The sequence below is a fragment of the Pseudoalteromonas haloplanktis ATCC 14393 genome, from assembly GCF_000238355.1.
In the GTDB taxonomy this organism is placed as follows: domain Bacteria; phylum Pseudomonadota; class Gammaproteobacteria; order Enterobacterales; family Alteromonadaceae; genus Pseudoalteromonas; species Pseudoalteromonas haloplanktis.
Genome location: NZ_AHCA01000003.1, coordinates 263,481 through 280,374, shown reverse-complemented (window position 1 = coordinate 280,374; position 16,894 = coordinate 263,481). Strand labels below are relative to the sequence as shown.

The 16,894-nt window shown below is 41.0% G+C and carries 11 protein-coding genes; 8 read left to right on the top strand and 3 right to left on the bottom strand.

The genetic code is table 11. The features are described 5' to 3' along the window. Positions 1-258 precede the first annotated feature (258 nt). The 3 genes from fadI to PHAL_RS0108370 all read left to right on the top strand — a co-directional run bounded on the left by fadI (position 259) and on the right by PHAL_RS0108370 (position 4,680). On the top strand, positions 259-1,569 hold the full coding sequence (gene fadI / locus PHAL_RS0108380) for an acetyl-CoA C-acyltransferase FadI (RefSeq protein WP_016707943.1): 1,311 nt from the start codon (positions 259-261) through the stop codon (positions 1,567-1,569). Then, positions 1,569-3,872: a fatty acid oxidation complex subunit alpha FadJ gene (gene fadJ, locus PHAL_RS0108375; RefSeq protein ID WP_016707942.1), complete on the top strand. Its 2,304-nt coding sequence runs from the start codon at positions 1,569-1,571 to the stop codon at positions 3,870-3,872. The genes fadI and fadJ overlap by 1 nt, the downstream gene beginning before the upstream one ends. 280 nt (positions 3,873-4,152) lie before the next feature. Next, on the top strand, positions 4,153-4,680 hold the full coding sequence (locus tag PHAL_RS0108370) for a GNAT family N-acetyltransferase (RefSeq protein ID WP_016707941.1): 528 nt from the start codon (positions 4,153-4,155) through the stop codon (positions 4,678-4,680). A 39-nt stretch (positions 4,681-4,719) separates the two neighbouring features. Here PHAL_RS0108370 and PHAL_RS0108365 read toward each other — a convergent pair whose 3' ends face one another. After that, positions 4,720-5,106, bottom strand: a complete 387-nt coding sequence (locus tag PHAL_RS0108365) for an MmcQ/YjbR family DNA-binding protein (protein ID WP_016707940.1) — start codon at positions 5,104-5,106, stop codon at positions 4,720-4,722. Positions 5,107-5,307: 201 nt separating this feature from the next. Here PHAL_RS0108365 and efpL point away from each other — a divergent pair, with 201 nt between their 5' ends. Together efpL and PHAL_RS24370 are read left to right on the top strand one after the other, a co-directional pair. Beyond that, a complete protein-coding gene (gene efpL, locus PHAL_RS0108360; protein ID WP_016707939.1) occupies positions 5,308-5,880 on the top strand; it encodes an elongation factor P-like protein EfpL in 573 nt (190 codons plus the stop codon). A 492-nt stretch (positions 5,881-6,372) separates the two neighbouring features. Beyond that, a complete protein-coding gene (locus PHAL_RS24370) occupies positions 6,373-6,549 on the top strand; it encodes a hypothetical protein (RefSeq protein WP_016707938.1) in 177 nt (58 codons plus the stop codon). A gap of 11 nt (positions 6,550-6,560) precedes the next feature. On the opposite strand, the gene PHAL_RS0108350 is transcribed toward PHAL_RS24370, so the two are convergent. Further along, positions 6,561-8,693 (bottom strand): putative bifunctional diguanylate cyclase/phosphodiesterase, encoded by a 2,133-nt coding sequence (locus tag PHAL_RS0108350; RefSeq protein WP_016707937.1) that lies wholly within the window; start codon positions 8,691-8,693, stop codon positions 6,561-6,563. A gap of 157 nt (positions 8,694-8,850) precedes the next feature. After that, positions 8,851-11,571: an insulinase family protein gene (locus PHAL_RS0108345; RefSeq protein ID WP_016707936.1), complete on the bottom strand. Its 2,721-nt coding sequence runs from the start codon at positions 11,569-11,571 to the stop codon at positions 8,851-8,853. Positions 11,572-11,751: 180 nt separating this feature from the next. Between PHAL_RS0108345 and sixA the strand changes: the two genes are divergently transcribed. The 3 genes from sixA to hrpA all read left to right on the top strand — a co-directional run bounded on the left by sixA (position 11,752) and on the right by hrpA (position 16,830). Next, complete coding sequence (sixA, locus tag PHAL_RS0108340) at positions 11,752-12,228, top strand: phosphohistidine phosphatase SixA (RefSeq protein WP_029216078.1); 477 nt, start codon at positions 11,752-11,754, stop codon at positions 12,226-12,228. A 73-nt stretch (positions 12,229-12,301) separates the two neighbouring features. Continuing rightward, positions 12,302-12,652: a RidA family protein gene (locus PHAL_RS0108335; RefSeq protein WP_016707934.1), complete on the top strand. Its 351-nt coding sequence runs from the start codon at positions 12,302-12,304 to the stop codon at positions 12,650-12,652. A gap of 290 nt (positions 12,653-12,942) precedes the next feature. Next, positions 12,943-16,830, top strand: coding sequence for an ATP-dependent RNA helicase HrpA (gene hrpA, locus PHAL_RS0108330; RefSeq protein WP_029216077.1), 3,888 nt, complete (start codon positions 12,943-12,945; stop codon positions 16,828-16,830). Positions 16,831-16,894 lie beyond the last annotated feature (64 nt).

Genomic DNA, 16,894 nt, shown 5'->3' with positions numbered 1-16,894 from the left:
TTTATAAAAAGCTTTAATGGTTATTGGGATTATTGTTCTATAACACAAGTGTTAGACTTAAATTTACAAAATAGTTCGTTATTTTTTAACGATTTTTACCCTAGCACACAAATCACACTATTTTTTGTAAATACGTTAAAAAAAGCCTATTGTTGGTAACTAATTATACTATTTTCAATTTCGCTATTGGCTTTAGTACACGGGTTGTTTAGAATCGAGGAAAATAAACAGGTCAGACCTGTCAGCGGGAGAGCATTAATGTCTGAGCAAAACATACTAAAAACAGCAAAGGGCGATCGTATCGCCATCGTCAGTGGTTTACGTACGCCGTTCGCTAAGCAAGCGACAGCATTTCACCATGTACCGGCTCTTGATATGGGTAAGTTAGTGGTTAACGAAATGCTTGAACGTCTTAATTTTGATAAATCTGAAATTGATCAACTGGTATTCGGTCAAGTGGTGCAAATGCCAGAAGCACCGAATATCGCCCGTGAAATCGTATTAGGGACAGGTATGCCGGTTTCTGTTGATGCGTATTCAGTATCACGCGCTTGTGCGACTAGTTTTCAAGCGATTGCCAATGTGGCCGAGTCAATCATGGCAGGCTCCGTGCAAGTGGGTATCGCCGGTGGCGCTGATTCGTCATCTGTACTCCCCATTGGCGTGAGTAAAAAATTAGCGGGTAGTCTGGTTGATTTAAATAAAGCACGTACCTTAGGTCAGCGTTTAAAAATATTTTCAAAGCTGCGCTTAAAAGATTTACTCCCTGTACCGCCAGCCGTTGCAGAATATTCTACCGGTTTATCGATGGGGCAAACAGCTGAGCAAATGGCAAAAACCCATAACATTAGCCGTGAAGATCAGGACGCTTTAGCACATCGCTCGCACACGCTTGCTAGCCAAGCATGGGCTGATGGTAAACTTGCTAATGAAGTAATGACTGCGCATGTGGCGCCGTATAAAAGCTTTATCGAGCAAGATAACAATATTCGCCATAACTCAACCGTTGAAGGCTATGCTAAATTAAAGCCGGCTTTTGACCGTCAACATGGTTCTGTAACTGCTGCAAACTCAACACCATTAACAGATGGTGCCGCAGCGGTATTAATGATGAGCGAAAGCAAAGCAAAAGCGTTAGGCTATAACATTTTAGGTTACGTACGTAGCTTTGCATTTTCTGCAATTGGTGTGCATGAAGACATGTTGATGGGACCTGCACACTCAACGCCTATTGCATTAGATAGAGCAGGAATCACACTGGCAGATCTTGATTTAATTGAAATGCATGAAGCATTTGCCGCGCAAACCTTGGCGAACATGAAAATGTTTGCCTCAGATAAGTTTGCTCAAGAAAAGCTTGGCCGTAATAAAGCCATCGGTGAAATTAACATGGATAAGTTTAACGTGATGGGCGGCTCGCTTGCTTATGGTCACCCATTTGCGGCCACCGGCGCACGACTTATCACCCAAAGTTTACATGAACTTAACCGTCGTGGCGGTGGTTTAGCCCTTACAACAGCTTGTGCGGCTGGTGGATTAGGTGCAGCTTTTGTATTGGAGAGTGCGTAATGACAGATTCAGTATTTAGTTTAGAAATAGATGAGCAAAAACTTGCTGTTGTAACTATCGACGTGCCGGGTGAAAAAATGAATACCCTGCGCGACAGCTTTGCAGATGACTTGCAAGCATTGCTTACTGATGCAAAACAGCAATCAGTAAAAGGCATGGTATTTATTAGCGGTAAAAGTGATAACTTTATCGCCGGTGCTGATGTAAAAATGCTCGATAATGTTGAAAAGCGTGAAGATGCATTAGCAATTAGTGAGCTGTGCCACCGTGCTTTTTTTGATATGAAAAAATTGCCGTTTCCCACTGTAAGCGCTATTCATGGCCCAGCATTAGGCGGTGGGTTAGAGTTCGCGTTAGCCTGTGATTACCGCGTATGTACCGACAGTGATATTACCAAACTAGGCTTGCCCGAAGTACAGCTTGGCTTGTTACCAGGTGGTGGGGGTACACAACGATTACCTAAACTAGTTGGCTTACAAAAAGCCTTAGAGTGGACCTTAACAGGTAAGCAAATACGCGCTAAACAGGCTAAAAAGTCGGGTTTAGTTGATGACTGCGTACCACAAACTGTGTTGTTACGTGTTGCTAAAGAGTTTGCTTTAAAAGGCAAAGCTAAAGCAAGTAAACCAAAGCTTGACCGTTTAAGCCAATTGCTTGAGTCAAACCCATTTGGTCGCAATATCATCTTTAAAAAAGCGCAAGAAAATGTGCTGAAGAAAACCGGTGGTCATTATCCTGCGCCATTGGCGATCATCAAAGCAATACGTGCAAGTGTTGAGCTTGATGAACTCAAAGCCTATAAAACAGAAGCCGAAGGCTTTGCTACGTTAGTAATGAGCAGTGAGTCTAAGTCATTACGTGGGATCTTTTTCGCTACCACCGAAATGAAAAAAGAATGGCGTAACGAGGATGCACCTGCAATCACCAAAACAGCTGTACTGGGTGGCGGTTTAATGGGCGCGGGTATTGCACATGTTAGTGCCGTTAAAGCCGGTGTGCCAGTGCGTATTAAAGATGTAGCCGAGCAGGGCATTAGTAATGCCATGAATTACAGCTATAAGATTTTAGATAAAAAGCAAAAACGCCGCATTTTATCTAAAGCTGACCTGCAACAAACCATGAACAAAATTACCGGTACTACTAATTACAGTGGCTTTAAGCACATTGATTTGGTGATCGAAGCGGTATTTGAAGACTTAAGCCTTAAGCAAGGCATGGTGGCGGATGTAGAACGTGAATGCCAAGATAACACTATTTTTGCGAGTAACACCTCATCACTGCCTATTTCACAAATAGCCGCGCAGGCTGCGCGTCCTGAAAATGTTATTGGCTTACATTATTTCTCACCGGTTGAGAAAATGCCATTAGTTGAAATCATTCCACACGAAGGTACTTCACAAGAGACCATCGCGCGGATTGTAAACTTTGCCCGTAAGCAAGGTAAAACGCCGATAGTGGTAAAAGACAAAGCAGGATTTTATGTAAACCGTATTCTTGCTCCGTATGTGAATGAAGCGGCTAACTTATTACTTGCTGGTGAGCCTATCGAGAAGATAGATGCGGCACTTGTTGAATTTGGTTTCCCAGTTGGACCACTTGCTTTACTTGACGAAGTGGGGATTGATATTGGCTCTAAAATTGCTCCAATTCTTGAAAAGGAACTGGGCGATCGCTTTAAAGCCCCTGATGCATTTTCACGTTTGATTGATGCTAAACGCTTAGGCCGTAAAACGGGTCGCGGTTTTTATCTTTATGATAAAAAGAGCAAAAAAGTGGATGAATCAGTCTATGAATTGTTAGGTGTTAGCCCATCGCCACGTTTAAACAAAAGTGAAATTGCGAAACGCTGTGTATCGCAAATGCTTAATGAAGCTGCTCGATGTTTAGATGAAGGCATTATTGCCAGCCCGCGTGATGGTGATATTGGTGCTATATTTGGCATTGGCTTCCCGCCGTTCTTAGGCGGTCCATTTAGTTATATGGACAAGTTGGGCGCGGATAAAGTCAGTTCAGAAATGGCCACTTTTGCAAACTATAATGCGGTATTCGCCCCGTGTGCACCATTAGTTGCGATGGCGGATACTGGCGCAAGCTTTTATCAAGTCACGCCTGTTCAACATGCTAAACCTGCAAATCAACAAGAGGTAGTGCAGGACGACGTTACTGCAACAAAGAGTCCTACGGTCACAACCAATGACACGGATAATGAACAGCTTGATGAAGAAAATACACCAGTGTTAGCAACTGATAGCGAAGAAGTGGCAGAATCTGATACTGCAGATAGCAGCAAAGAAAAGAAATAGTCTTTGAGCTTTATTTGTTATAAAAACGCACTTTAAGTGCGTTTTTTTATGCTTATTGATTGATATAATACCAATCGACTTAAATATTAAACCATTCTAGCGGGCTAAATAAAGCGCTAACTGCGTTATAAATTTTTCATGTAGAACAACTACATGTCAAAATTTATGCCTTGTTATCACGCCATTTATCTGTCGCTATAAATGGTCAGTAACTTAATACGATTGGTATAACATACTTGCGCCAAGTGGTCGTTAGCAAAGGAGTACTAAGAAACTATTTATGCAGCTCAACACACCTAGATTAACGCTAAAGTTGTTAACGGCTGACGATTGGCCGCTATTCTTTGCATTGCATAATGATGCTCAGGTAATTGAAAAATGCTTCGATAAGCCATCTGAGGTGCAAATACGCGCAAAATTTAATGAGCGTTTAAAGCCTTGGCAGCCAAATTCAAATCATCCCTTGTGTATGGTTATTCATGAGAAATGCAGCAATAAGCCAGTTGGCGTAACTGGGTTTACTGCATCGCAAACGACACATACGCAGGAAGTGGGTTATCTATTACTACCAGCGTTTTATGGTCGTGGCTATGCAACGGAAGCTCTTGATGCATTTTTAACATGGGCAAGAGGGGAGTTTAATATTCAGTCAATAAAAGCCGTGGTTAGTGCAGGGAATATTGGCTCGGAGAAAGTGCTCGTAAAATGTGGCTTTAAGTTTGTGAAAGTTGAGCCTTTAGCCTACGAAATTGCTGGCGTGCTAATTGATGATCACCATTACTTGTTAGACTGTACAAGTAAAACGTAGGTTGTACTGTTCAAGTGTTTTGAACAGTACAACGGGTTGTTACATATGGATTTCAATTGCCTTACGATCTTTTTCAGGCATGTTGGCAACCACTAAGTTAAATGAATTATCGATCATACGCTCAATTTCACCTTGTGGAATTGAGCCATCTAGAATAACAGTATTCCATAACCGTTTATTCATGTGATAGCCAGGTATAATCGAAGGAAACATATCCCGAAGAGCTTGCGCTTCATCAGGGTCGCATTTCAAATTCATCCACCAAAGCGGATTACCGTCTTCATCTGTTTGCCCTTCATTACCAACTGACAAGGTTGCAAACATTTTATGGTTTACTTTATATACATCAACTTCTTGGCCAAATGGTTGGGTAACCATAACCAGAGGTTTTTTAGATAAATACTCATGTGCTGTGTGTTGATCCATGATCCAGTCCTTGAAGTCATTTATGGTAAATTAACCATAGCAGCTTTTTCGTAGTTTAGTCATGAAAAATCGATCAATAGGTAAAATTTATTAGTAAATACAGACTCTAGTAGAAAAACTGTGATAAGCGATATTTTCTTATTGAAGAAAACCCAGTTCGTGGTATGTTTCTCGGGATTTATAAATTATAGGAAGACACTGATGCCAAAGGCAAGTGAAGTTAAAAAAGGTACTGCTATTGAGTTCAATGGCCGTGTTTTAGTGGTTAAAGATATTGTTCGCTCTGTGCCACAAGGTCGTGCTGGTGGAAGCTTATATCGCATGCGTTTGTACGATGTTGTCACAGGCAGCAAAGTAGATGAAACATTCAAAGACAGCGACATGCTAAAATTAGCCGATTTAACGCGTCGCGAAGCAATGTTCTCGTACGTGGACGGTGAAGAATATGTGTTTATGGATAACGAAGATTACACACCATATAACCTGAATAAAAACGCGATCAGCGAAGAGATTTTATTTGTAAACGAAGAAACACAAGGTGTGCACGTTATTGTCATTGATGGCGCACCAGTGGGCTTAGATTTACCGTCAAGCGTTGAACTTGTGGTTGAAGAAACAGATCCATCAATCAAAGGTGCTTCAGCAAGCGCACGCTCAAAACCAGCTCGTTTATCAACAGGTTTAACGATTCAAGTACCTGAACATATTTCTACTGGTGATCGTATCCGTATCAATACGGCTGAGCATAAATTTATGGGCCGTGCTGAAAAGTAATCGCGCTTATAGCTTACTTATAAAAAACCGGCATCAGTGCCGGTTTTTTATATCACCATTATTTATGTTCACTATTTGTCCATATGGCTTTAAACTCGCCAATACTTTCGTTACGCTGCGCGCTCGATTTTAATAAGCTAATACCAATCGACTTAAATATTTAACCATTCTAGCGGGCTAAATAAAGCGCTAACTGCGTTATAAATTTTTCATGTAGAACAACTACATGTCAAAATTTATGCCTTGTTATCACTCCATTTATCTGTCGCTATAAATGGTCAGTAACTTAACACGATTGGTATAATGGGCCTCGTTTGTATTTTTTGATCTGCACTGCATTTATTGCCATCATGTATTTATACCAATCGACTTAAATATTTAACCATTCTAGCGGGCTAAATAAAGCGCTAACTGCGTTATAAATTTTTCATGTAGAACAACTACATGTCAAAATTTAGGCCTTGTTATCACTGTATTTATCTGTCGCTATAAATGGTCAGTAACTTAACACGATTGGTATTAGAAGTGATTAAAAAAGGCATGCCAGTTAAGCGCTGGGTTGTGCTTGGTGGGCTGTTAGGGCCCGTTGCATGGTGTTTATTTAATTTACATTATCGTCGCGCATTACTGCGCTGTGTGGGTATCCGTGCATGTGCTTGGCGCGCTTAAGATACAAGGCGTTATGCTTGTTGTACTAAACTCAACGCTGCTTGGTTTTGTTGTTTTTGCAAAAATTCAGTAAATTCAATTCGTGAGAGCGGTTTTGAATAATAATAGCCTTGCATTGTTTCGCAATTTAGCTCTTCTAATATCGCAATTTGATCCGCCTGTTCCACCCCTTCAGCGACAACATGTAAGTCTAAGTTATGGGCAATAGTGACAATAGAGTCCACCATATTGCGTCCACGCTCGGTTTGCATATCATCAATAAAGGCTTTATCTACTTTTAAAGTATTCAATGGAAATTGTTTTAAATATGCCAATGATGAGTAACCGGTACCAAAGTCATCCATTGCTAAATGGATACCACGGGCGCTGAGTGAACGCATAATCGCAATCGCATCTTGTGGGTCGTCCATTACCGTGCCTTCGGTGATTTCAAGTTCTAAAAAGTATGATGGCAAAGCATGATTTTGCAAAATTACATCAATACGGGTAGTTAGATCTGGTAGGCTGAACTGCTTAGCAGATAAATTCACGGCAACACGGCCATTAAATAAACCCGCGTCCAGCCAAGCTTTCACATCGCGGCACGCTTTATTGAGTACCACTTCACCAATTTCAATAATTTGCCCGGTTTCTTCTGCAATAGGAATAAACACGCCCGGGCTGATAATACCTTTTTTCGGGGTAATAAAGCGTACTAGGGCTTCCATACCGGTGAATTTACCCGTGCGAATGTTCATTTTTGGTTGGTAGTACACTTCAAAGTGATCTTCTTTTAAACCAAAGCGCATCAGGTTTTCAATCTGTAAACGTTTCACGGCTTGGCGGTTCATGGTGTCGTTGAAGAATAAGTAGCTATTGCCTTTCTTTTTCGCATGATACATCGCGGTATCGGCATTTTTTAGCAACAGTTCAGGGGTATTACCGTCTTCAGGGAATAACACGATACCGACACTGGAGGTGATCACTAATTCATGACCAGCCATTTTAAATGGCGTAGCAATGGCTGCTAAAAACTGTTTTGCCATACGGGTGATGGTATGGATATCGTTAGTGCCAGACATAACAAGTGCAAACTCATCCCCCCCTAAACGATAAAATACATCCTTTTCACGGGTTAATTTGTTTAACCGCATTGCCAGTTTAGCCAGTAAGCTATCGCCCAACTGGTGGCCTAATGAGTCATTAATCTTTTTAAAGTTATCTAGATCAAAGACCAGCAATGCATGGTGGTTGTCTTTTTTTGCAAGCTTTTTTAAATCAGTAAAAAAGAGATTACGGTTTGGCAAACCGGTTGTGCGGTCTCGGTTTGATAAATTATGTAGCTGCGACTCTGCTTTTTTACGTTCGGTTAAATCAGAAAAAACAATTACATAATTACAAATTTGATTATGTTCGTTTTTAATTTCATCAATTGAGATCTCAATCGGGAGTAGTTTTCGCTCACTATTGCGTAATTTTACTTCTTGTTGCCAGTGTTCTGTTGCACGTACCGTGTCTTTAATATCATCAATATAACTTTGTTCGTAGCCGGGGAGGGTAAATGGTTTATTTAAGTAATTATCTCGATTACCGCCAAACTGGGTCAAAAAGCTAGGGTTAAGATCAACCAAGTTAAAGTTTTTATCATAAATTGCCAGTGCATCGGTGAGTGATTCAACACATTTAGCAAATAGATTGAGTCGCGCCTCGGTTGATTTTAATTGGGTAATATCACGCACTGTGCCTGTCATACGGAGCGGGTTTAAGTTGGCGTCTTTTTCTATTATTTTGCCTCTATCGAGTACCCAGTGCCAACGATCAAAGCTGTCTTTTATTCGGTAACTGGCTTCAAAAAAGGCCGTTTGCTCTGCAAAATGCTGTTTTAAAAGTAGCTCTACCTGCGCTATGTCATTTGGGTGGATCAGCGCTTTATTGGGGGGAACGTCAATGATGGTATTTTTATCCATCCTATATTTATCGTTTATGCGCAGCACTTCACCGGTTTTTATATTCCAATCCCAAAGGGTGTCACCACTGCCTTCAACGGTGCTTTTTAAGCGCCGTTCAGAAATACTTAATTGCTGTCGTGAGCGGCGTAACTTGTGAATAGTGAACAACAAATACGGAAGTACCAGTGCAACAAAGGCACTAGGTAAGTACACCATTATGGTATGAAAATCGACAACCTCAGTGCTATGGCTCAGTGGGCTATAGCACAGTAATAATGTGACGAATATGGATGCGTTGGCTTTTATTTTTTTTATTATCATTGTGCACTTCTGTTTTTTGCACCTGATAATCTAATAGAAGCACGCTGTTGTGTCAAAGAGATTGCGAAGAAAGTACTGTTTTTGTCGACTTACTTGTTTTTGGCACACTTGTTAGTTCATATCTTGGTCTAGATCCGCTAAAAGTTTCGCGAATATAGGCTGTTATTTGCGCTAAGCTGAGGCTGTCGAGTGCTTCCAGCAGTTTTTGTTGCATATGAAAATGATGATCTTGGTTACCAATAGCAAGCCATAAACGTTGCGAACGTAGTCGTAAGTTTTTATCTTTTTCGGCAATATGGGTGATTAAACCATGCTTTTGTTGTTGCCACTGCTCTTCGTTGAGTTGTTGTAATGAATCTAAATAATGCTCAATAAATGCATTGTGGCGCTCAAGCAGCGCGTTTGCTGAATAATTTGGCGACTGTACATAAAAAGCAATCCCAGCACGGGTATTAAAGGGCGCGTAACCGGCACCGACTAAATAACCTAGCTGTTGTTTGGTGCGTAACTCGTTAAAGTAGTCTTGATTAATAAGATGGTTGAGTGCCATCATTTTAACTTTTTCAGTGACATCATCGGTTTGCGCTTGATAGTAAATAACCATCGCATAATCGTTACAGTTAAGGGTCTGCGCTGAGCGGGTGATTTGTTCAATTTCAAATAATGGCCGAGCCAAATCTTCAATTGTGGCTGACTTGGCTAAATGGTGAGCCACTTTCTTTTGAAACTCAGTCGCATCACTTTCGCGCCAATTACCATGTAAAAATGACTCAACATGCAAGGCATTAAAAAATTCGCGACGAAAACAATTAAATTGCTGGAAACTGGTATCTTTCAGTGCCACAGCAAGTTGCTCTGGCTCAGGGTTCCAGGGCATTATTTTTGCGCCAAGTACGCTAAATAGTTCGCCGACGGGTTTATTTTGGTTACTGTTACGCCAGTGGCGCACTAGCTGCTTTTTATATTCTGCAAAGCGCTTGGCGCAAATATCGACATTAAACAATGCTTCGAGTAGTTCATCAACCAACTCCAATTGACTAGATGACAATCCGGCAGTGTGTAAGGTTAAGCCGCCTTGATGTGATGTTAAGTGGTAACTTAATCCTGCAAGTTCAGCGGGGTAAAATTGCTCTGCAACACTGTCCATAAATAAGTCAGCAAATAAACGCGTCAGTGCCATGTGCTTGATGTCTTTAACAGCAAAGTCGGAATCCATTGCTAAATAAAAATGGCCTTTGGCTACTCGAAAGGTGCTGTCTTGCTTGAACCAAAAATCGAATCCGGGCTCTTTGACTAGCAATCTTGGGTGTGAATATGCCTGTTCAACATCATAGAGTAAGACTTCTTTGCTCAAATAGGGGTTTGCTGTGGGTAACAGCATTTCAGGTAATGGTGCATTGATTTCACACAGTGCTTCAAGCCAGCAGCTTGAGATACTCTCGACTCGATATGGCGTATGGTACCACTGAGTTGTGTGTTCAGGCTCAACATCAGGGTGGATCAATACCAAGCGCATATTATGAGGTGTTAACCATTGCATAGCGGTTTGGTGTGCGGTTTGATTAAAGCCATCCATTAGGTAGTCACCTTGTACATAGTTGGCTTCATCGTAGTGCTGCATATTAATACTTAGGTTACTAACCCAGTCTATTAATCGCGCTTTTTCTTGGTTATCAAAGGCAATTTGCAATAGATTTTTTTTATCTTGGTATAAGCGTGGTAATTTATCGATGTTTTGGTTAATTAAACAAATATACTCAAACACCATTTCAACGATGTCTTCATAGTATTCAATCCCTTCATCAGTCAATGCCATACTGATATTAAAGTCTTTAAAATTACTGCCGTTAATGCCGCCGCCAGCTGAAAGTGCGTTGATCCAGCCTTGTGCTTTTAAAATCGAATACAGTGAGCCTTGCCCTTCGTAACCTAATAAGTGGGCAATAAAACTCACCGTTTTGTGGCGATAAAACTCATCAATATTAGGCATGGCAAAACTTACAATTAGTTTTTGCATATGCTTATGTGGCTCTATATGCAGCACTTTACAGAGATCTTGTTGGCGATATAAAGAGGCTGCAATCACAGGTTTTGGCTTAGCTTGACCTTTAATATCACTAAACAGGGTATTAACCCATTGCACCATAGTGTCTATATCTGCATCGGAGCAGATCACTAGGCTCATCCATTGCGCTTGATAATGTTCTTCAAAAAAGTGGCGTAACTCTTTGCTTACACAACCATTGCGATCAGCTAAGGTTTGTTGATTGCCTACGGAAAATTTAGCAAACGGATGAGCGGGATTGACGGTTTCTTTATGTGCTTGATAAATTCGTCGGCCATCATCTTTTATTTTTAATTTAAATTCTGCATCAATAGCATTTCGCTCTTTTTCGGTTTCAGCTGGATTGAGTAATGGGGCAATGAAAAACCGACTGAATTGATGCAGTGCATGCTCAAACTCTTGATTATTAATATCAAAGAAATAACAGGTGTGTTCAGTCCCCGTCCATGCGTTGGTATTACCACCGGCTTGAGAAACAAAATTGCCAAAGCCTCCAGACTCAGGAAATTGATCTGTTCCTAAAAAAAGCATATGCTCTAAAAAGTGCGCGAGCCCTTGTCTGTCAAGCGGATCGTCAAAATGTCCTGCATTGACTGCCATCGATGCGGCGGCTTTAGTTGAATCTTTATCTTGCACTAACAGTACTTTTAGACCATTGTCCAGTGTAAGGGCACGGTATGTTCTGTTATCATTGCGGCTGATATTCAAATGATGCTCCTGAAACGTTAAGTTTACTCGTTAACAACAATGATAGCTTCAGGATTACGATTTAATGGCTAGCGATTTCTACCTGAATATCATGAGCGAAAATGTATGACGTTGTTTTAATATAGCGGACAAACAGGCAAACTGGCTACTGTTTTATATTCTTTAATTGGTTGATTTTTTATGAAAACAATCCTAATAATGCGCCACGGCGAAGCGACACCAATGCAAGCCGACGATGCTAGTAGAAATTTGACCTCGGTTGGCCAACAACAGGCTGAAAAAATGGGTTTGTGGTTGCAAGCAACGCATGCCCCTAGTGCCTTATTAGTAAGTCCATATATTCGTGCCCAGCAAACTGCTGCAGGCGTAAAAAAGCATAATGCTTTCTTATTTGAGGAGACCTGTGCGGACATAGTACCAGAAGGTAATCCACAAATTGCAGGGGATTATTTGGAAACTTTGATAGCCATGCACCCTGAATGTGATACCTGGTTAGTGGTGGCACATATGCCAATAGTTAGCTATTTAGTTGATCAACTCAGCACCGGAAACATGCCTATTTTTAATACAGGGGCTGTCGCGGTGATAAGTTACGACGAAAATAATCAACGCAGCCAATACCTCAGTATTCACGCTCCAAGCAACGTTGAAGTCTAGACTCATATGTAACCTTGCGTTCATGTCAAAATTTGCTAAATTAGCGCCACACTAATTATAGCTGAGATTAACTATGACAATTGAACGCCTGCAAACAGGTGCGCGAATGAGCCGCATCGTTAAACACAACGGCACCGTTTATTTATGCGGCCAAGTGTGTGCTGATGCAGAAAAGAATATCACCGAACAAACACAAACCATGCTTGATAAAGTTGAAGTATTGCTTAATGAAGCGGGGAGCTCTAAAGAGCACATGCTCAGTGCCACCATTTATGTAAAAAGCATGGAATATTTTGCAGATATGAATGCGGTGTGGGATGCGTGGGTACCTGAAGGGCATGCGCCAGCACGCGCCTGTGTTGAAGCTAAAATGGCACGTGATGCCTTGTTAGTTGAAATTTCTGTCGTTGCAGCAATTAAGTAACGATAATTATTGTTCCATTTGAAAATGACTCACGCAGTTAGTGCTTTTTTTAGGTTACTTCAGTAGTTAAATAGTTAAGTCGCTTGGCATAACTAGCTGAGTTATTTCGCTACTCCCTTTTATCTGGTCAACATTACACTAGTTTTGTAAGTGACTAATTTTAAAAAGGAGTAGCCATAATCTGTATTCAATGTCTTGTCAAAATCGCTTTTAATTTCAACGACGCTCGCATCTTGAGGTAGCTTGGGTATAATTGTGCGTCTTTTTTCAAATATTATAAGGTAGTGCGGGTGGTTAACCTAGGTCAATTGTTTGGTGAGCTAAAAACGTGTCTAAGAAAAGATCAATTCATCTTTAAAAAACGCCTTCATGGCATAAAAAAAATAACCGATGAAACAAAACAAGCGGCCGTTGTTGAAAAAATCACCGCGGATATTACCCGCAGCCAAGATTTGCGTGAAGTGCGCTTAGCTCAATTGCCGACAGTAACTTACCCGGAGCAATTGCCTGTTAGTCAGAAAAAAGACGACATTAAACAAGCAATAGCGCATAACCAAGTGGTGATTATTGCAGGCGAAACGGGTTCTGGTAAAACGACACAAATTCCAAAAATGTGCTTAGAACTTGGCCGTGGTGTTGATGGTTATATTGGACATACGCAACCTAGGCGACTTGCAGCCCGTAGTGTCGCGGATCGTATCGCTCATGAGATGCAATGTGAACTTGGCCAGCAAGTCGGTTTTAAAATACGTTTTAGCGATCAAGTTTCTGATAATAGCTACATAAAATTAATGACCGACGGTATTTTATTGGCTGAAATTCAACAAGATCGATTTTTGAATCAATACGATACTATTATTATAGATGAAGCCCATGAGCGTAGTTTAAACATTGACTTTATTTTAGGTTATCTCAAAAACCTATTACCAAAGCGCCCTGATTTAAAGGTGATCATTACCTCAGCAACCATCGATCCAGAACGTTTTTCAAAGCACTTTAATGATGCGCCAATCATTGAAGTATCAGGGCGGACATTTCCGGTCGATGTACGCTATAGACCGCTGGTTGACATTGATAAAAATGACATGGAAGCCGAAGGCGACCAGTTGCAAGGGATATTCGATGCCGTTGACGAACTTTGCCAAGAAGGGCCAGGTGATATATTAATCTTCCTAAATGGTGAGCGAGAGATCCGAGACACAGCTGATGCACTTAGTAAGCGTAATTTAAAAGGGGCTGACGTATTACCTCTTTATTCTCGATTATCAAATGCAGAGCAAAATCGAATTTTTGCCCCGCATAGCCGTCGCCATATTATTTTATCAACCAACGTTGCTGAAACATCACTGACCGTACCCGGTATTCGCTATGTAATAGATCCGGGTACAGCGCGAATTAGCCGTTATAGCTATCGCACTAAGGTGCAGCGTTTGCCTATTGAAGCTATTTCTCAAGCTAGTGCTAATCAACGAAAAGGGCGCTGTGGTCGTGTTGAAGCGGGTATTTGTATTCGTCTTTATTCAGAAGAAGATTTTAATTCACGGCCAGAGTTCACCGATCCAGAAATACTGCGTACAAATTTAGCGTCTGTAATTTTAAAAATGTTAGGTCTAGGTTTAGGTGATATGGCGCAATTCCCGTTTGTGCAAGCCCCAGATAGCCGAAATATTAACGATGGTTTAACTTTGCTTGAAGAACTTGAAGCGGTAAAACCAGGACGACACAAAAGCACGACTCAACTTACTAAATCGGGACTAGAGCTCAGTCGCTTGCCGGTGGACCCGCGGTTAGCAAAAATGGTGCTAACAGCACAAAAGATAGGTGCGCTGCGCGAGGTAATTATTATTGTCGCGGCATTGTCGATTCAAGATCCGCGAGAGCGCCCACAAGAAAAACGCGCTGTGGCGAATGAAAAACATGGTCGCTTTGATGATCCTGATTCAGATTTTATCGCATTTTTAAATTTGTGGAATTACCTTGAAGAACAACAAAGTGAATTGAGTAATAGCCAGTTTAGGAAATTGTGTCAAAAAGATATGTTGGCCTACATGCGTATTCGTGAGTGGCAAGATATTGTTTATCAGTTGAGCACTGTGTGTAATGAGATGGGCATGAAAGCCACCACGAATGTTGCTGATGGCGATAAAATTCATCAAGCCTTACTTAGTGGCATGCTAAGTCACATTGGTTTTAAAGATGATAAACAACTTTATAAAGGCGCGCGCAATAGCCAGTTTCATATTTTTCCAGGTTCAGGGTTATTCAAAAAAAGTCCAAAATGGTTGATGTCGGCTGAATTAGTTGAAACCAGTAAACTGTATGCACGTATTAATGCCAAAATTAATATCGATTGGGTTGAACCACTTGCACAGCATTTAGTAAAACGCAGTTACAGTGAACCTCATTGGGAGAAAAAGCCGGGGGCAGTGATTGCTTTTGAACAGCAAGTGTTATACGGGCTTGTAATTGTGTCTAAACGCCGCTGTGTTTATAGCAATATAGACCCAAAAGTAAGCCGCGAGTTGTTTATTCGCAGCGCATTAGTTGAGCAGGATTTAGGTCAAAATGAAGGCTTTTTACAATTTAATCGTGAATTAATTGAAGATATCCAAACCCTTGAAAACAAAAGTCGGCGTCGGGATATTTTGGTTGATGAGCAAACCTTGTATGAGTTTTATGATAAGAAGATCCCTGCGCAAATAAACAATCGTGCAGCATTTAATAAATGGTATAAAACGCAAAAACAACAAGATAAACACTATTTGCATATGACCCGTGATGATTTAATGCAGCATGGCGCAGATAGCGTTACTGAGTTTGATTACCCTGATGTATGGCAGCAAGGTAACCTAATGCTACCTCTGAGTTATCATTTTGATCCGGGTCAAGCTGTTGATGGGGTGGCGGTACACATTCCCGTGGCTTTGTTAAACCAAGTGGAAGAGACTGGTTTTGATTGGCATATCCCTGCATTTCGTCATGAGTTGATCACCGGCTTAATTAAATCGTTACCAAAATCATTGCGTCGTAACTTTGTGCCTGCACCAAATTATGCGGATGCCGTATTGGCCGCTATTGAGCCAATGCAAGGTAATTTTATTGAAGCGTTAACGACGCGGTTATTGCGAATGACTGGGGTAAGCGTGGAGCCAGATGCGTGGGATCTCACCACACTGGCAACTCATCTACGCTTACAGTTTGAAGTACGTGATGATAAGAATAATGTGCTTGCACGGGGCATGGATTTAGCGCAGCTCAAAGCACAATTACAAGGTAAAGTGACGCAAACTTTGTCTAAGGTTGCGGATAAAGGCATAGAGAAAAGTGAGCTCATACAATGGGACTTTGGTAAGTTACCCGTATCCTATGTTAAAAAACAAGGTCAGTATGAGATCAAAGCGTACCCAGCGCTGGTGGATAAAAAGTCTTCTGCGGCTGTTGAACTATTTGATAATGAAATAAAAGCACAAGCAGCTCACCAACAAGGGTTACGCCGTTTAGTCTTGTTAAATGTGCCATCGCCGATAAAATATTTACAACAACATTTACCCAATAAGGCAAAATTAGGTCTATATTTTAATCCGTTTGGTAAAGTGGCTGATTTAATTGATGACTGTATCGCCGCTGGGGTTGATAGCTTATTAGTTTCGCTTGGCGATGTTCGAACTGAGCAAGCGTTTGAAAAGGTTAAAGAGCAGATCCGTGGGGAGCTTGGTGATACAGTTGTGGCGATTGCTACACAAGTTGAACAAGTGCTTAGCATCGCTCATGCGTTGCATAAAAAGATGAAAGGCCGTGTTGATTTAACCATGATCACCGCGCACGGTGATATAAAAAGCCAACTCGAATCTTTAATATTTAAAGGGTTTGTTTCAAGTCATGGAGCCGATAAGCTCAGTGATTTAATTCGCTATTTAAAAGCGATAGAAAAACGCTTAGAAAAGTTGCCTGTTGACCCAAATCGTGACAGATTATGTGTACTCGAATTAGATAAAGTTGCTCAAGAGTATCAAAAACTGTTGAAAAAAGTACCGCCAGGAATGCCTGTACCACAACAATTACAGGATATTTTTTGGATGCAGCAGGAACTAAGAGTTTCACTATTTGCACAAACATTAGGCACACCATATCCGATTTCAGCAAAACGTGTGCTCAATGCTATAAAGGAAATTGATTGAGCTAGGGTTATTTATTATACCTAGCTCAAAGGAAAAATTTGAAGATGAGAAGGAACGAAATTAA